The sequence below is a fragment of the Synechococcales cyanobacterium T60_A2020_003 genome, assembly GCA_015272205.1.
Lineage (GTDB): Bacteria > Cyanobacteriota > Cyanobacteriia > RECH01 > RECH01 > JACYMB01.
The window spans coordinates 1-3,341 of sequence record JACYMB010000009.1 but is presented as its reverse complement, the minus strand read 5'-3'; the positions used below and the strand labels follow the sequence as shown (position 1 = coordinate 3,341).

Below are 3,341 nucleotides of genomic sequence, written 5' to 3'. Positions count from 1 at the left end.
TCGACACCTGGACCGAGTTACTCTGCCATGCCGCCTGATTGGATAAAGTCGAGCTAAAATAACAGCTACAGATTAAACGCTAGCATCGCTGACGGTACAACGCATTGACAGCTCAAAACTGACAACTCAAAACTCACAGTTGGTATAACCTACTGTGAAAATGATTCACCTGAAATTTGCGCTAAGGTTTGCCGAATGCGGGGCAGAGAAAGGAAAGTCTGAGCATCTCCCAGCAACTTGTCGCCCCAGAGGTTTTCAGATAGAAAATCAACGTCGGCATAGCGATTATCTAACCGCAGTGCTGTTTCACCCCGGAGGAGGGCTTCGTTCTGCTGACCTTGCTGATACAGGGCAACGGCGATCGCCAATTGGGGTTCTGCTTGCTCGCCATCAATAGCGACGGCCGATTCCCACTTTTCGAGGGCGGCATCCACATCGCCCATTTCATACAGCACTAACCCAATGTTGTTGACGGCAGGCCAGAAAGTGTCATCGATGGCGATCGCTTTTTCGTACTCGGCGATCGCTTCATCGTAGCGACGGGTGACGTAATAAGCGTTCCCTAGATCAAATAGCGCACCGGGCACTTCTGGATCAATTTTCAGACCCGCCTGAATAAACTGAATCGCCTGATCGTAGTCATCCTGGTTGAAGTAAGCGGAGCCGAGGGCAAACAGGATGGCGGAATTGTCGGGTTCGAGCGATCGCACCTTTTGGAGGGCTGGAATTGCCGCCTCCACATCTTCGACCTGAAGGTACAAACTGCCGAGCAACGACCACGCCTGAGCATTATCAGGGAGAAGCTGAACGGCTAGTTGGGCTCTGGGCAACGCCAGATCATACTGCTGAAATTGGGCAAGCTGGGCTGCTTCTTGTGCCAAAATTAGCCCCTGATCTTGCATTTGATCAGGATTCAGTTGAAGAATGTGGGGGATCAAGGCTTGGGCGCGGACGGGTTGCGCAACGGATAAGAGCCCGGACAATACAACTAGAGAAATTAAGGAAAATCGTTTAGGCACAGTAATTTTAGGATTAAATTAATCAGGACTGGGATGCTCTCAGCTAGCTTAGATCATTTAGATTCGATCGTGCCAGAAAAATTACTGAAAGCATGAACTACGATACAGATTTTGGGGGATGTTCCTGCACCACAAGTCCAGCTTTCTGTAACGATATCGTTCTTTTCACCCTTGAAGCCGTTGCATCCGTAGATATTTATAAAATAAATTCTAACTAAGCTAAAACCGTTGCCGTTGTTCGATCTCCCCTAGCCCCCCGTCACAAGGGAGAAGCGAACCAAACCTCGGAAGCTCCCCATCGAAACATTGGTTTACAGACACTTTCGGGCTGTAGAAATATTTCTGCGTTAGCGTTGGACGTCTACTGGGTACTGACAACAGGGTTTTGATCCACACTCGGAAGTTCCCCCTCTGGTGAAGGATAGGAGTTAGGCTCAGCCATTGTGGGTTGGAGATAGTCACCATGTACCCAGCCCGTTGCACTTCCATCGGCAAACTCTACGTAATACCAGGTATTCCCTTCGCTATCGATAGATTGATTGAGAATATTGACCGCATCTCCCCCATAGCCCACATGCACAATCTCAGCCGAAAGATTAGGGAATGCTCGAACGTTGACGGATGAGTTTTCATCTTGAGTTCTGAGTACCCCTGTGCCTGCAGGTGCTGGCACACTTGGCTGCATCTCTGGGGCGACAACCGAAGGGGGAAATGACGCTGTGACATCGGGAGTCGGGGGATCTATGGTGGCAGAAGGAACGGGGCTGAAGTAGGCTCCCGGATCACTCGGATCATCACCTTGAATGACAGCAGGCTCGTCCTGGCGCACGGTTGTTTGCGGTGTGCGCCAAGCTTTGGATGGATCATGACGCTGAAACTGAGTGATAACCAATGCCACAACCACCGCACCAACGTATACGGCAATCAGCGTTAAGCATCCTTCCCCTAGGGATGAAACTGTAGCTTTACCCTTTTCGTCCTCGTCTGCCATAGGATTGACATACTTCAGTGTTCAACGGTTACAGATAGCAGTTGCCATATTCTAGACTTCAAACTGGAGTCCCCCCATCCACTGTACTGCAAGGATTACCCAGCGATCGCCCACCCAAATGTCCTAACCGATATGGCTAGCGCTATAGTTCTAGAAATACCTGTGCGGTCTTACTTCTCTGGAATACAGCCGTTAACGCAAAACCTAACTCCCGTTGCAGAGCGATGTGTTTTCCTTTCAGGACTTACGCACTACGTGCGGCGTCCTGAGTCTTTTAGGCGATTTTGCGCAGGTTACACCCGCGCAAAATCGCCCAATTGCGTAAGTCCTGCTTTTCTCACATTCGCACTGCAAACCCCTGAAGTTTCGCCTGGTTGACGCTAACGTTCACGGCCGTTCCCGTTGGCAAACTGACCGAGGCCGGAGTTCGCGCAATCAAAACGTGACCTTCGGGCGTTTGAACGCTGTAGCGCTGTTCTCGGCCCAAGAACTGGCGATCGCATACTATGAGTAGACTCCGTTCATCTGGCGTCAGCATAATATCCTCTTGGCGAATCATAAGGGCGATCGCCTCTGCACTCTCTGTACCATCGACCACAACTTGATCTAGGGTAAACAGGCCAATCTCCGTCTGCCATCCCTCCGCTTGCCGTTTCGCGATGACAAAGTTGGCTTGGGTCACAAACTCCGCTACAAAGCGTGATTGGGGATTTTGATAAACTTGTTCCGGTGTGTCGATCTGTTCTAATCGTCCTGCCCGCATGACCCCCACCCGATCGGCAATAGACAGAGCCTCTTCCTGATCGTGGGTCACAAAAACCGCCGTCGTGCCTGCCGCTTTGAGAATATCGCGCAGTTCTTGGCGCAACTTAACGCGCACCTGCACATCTAAATTACTGAGTGGCTCATCCAGCAGCACCAAAAACGGCTGGGGGGCAAGGGCACGCGCTAAAGCTACCCGCTGCTGTTGCCCCCCAGATAACTCGTGGGGATAACGATTTTCGAGCCCCTGCAGACCCACGAGGGATAGCACATCCTGGATCGTCTTTGCCATGGTTCGGGCATGGCGATCGCCTTGAGACAGTCCAAAAGCCACATTTTGCGCCACCGTCAAATGGGGAAACAAGGCGTAGTCCTGAAACACCATGCCAACGCCGCGCCGCTCGGGTGCTACCCAGGCTCCATCCCCCGCGACACAGCATTGGGCGATCGTAACGGTTCCGGTATCGGGTTCTTCAAATCCGGCAATCAGGCGCAGCAAGGTTGTTTTCCCGCACCCCGATGGCCCCAGTAACGCTAAAATATCTCCTTCGCTCAAGTCTAGACTGATA

Annotated in this window: 3 protein-coding genes; all 3 read right to left on the bottom strand. The window is 51.6% G+C overall.

The window, feature by feature from the left end; translation table 11 throughout:
• Positions 1 to 149: 149 nt before the first annotated feature.
• Positions 150 to 1,019, bottom strand: a complete 870-nt coding sequence (locus IGR76_00295) for a tetratricopeptide repeat protein (GenBank protein MBF2076988.1) — start codon at positions 1,017 to 1,019, stop codon at positions 150 to 152.
• Between the two features lie 361 nt (positions 1,020 to 1,380).
• Entirely contained in the window at positions 1,381 to 2,010 is a 630-nt protein-coding gene (locus IGR76_00290; protein ID MBF2076987.1) for an SH3 domain-containing protein, read from the bottom strand.
• 337 nt (positions 2,011 to 2,347) lie between these two features.
• Positions 2,348 to 3,341 (bottom strand): ABC transporter ATP-binding protein (locus IGR76_00285; protein MBF2076986.1); only part of this gene is annotated, 994 nt, incomplete at its 5' end.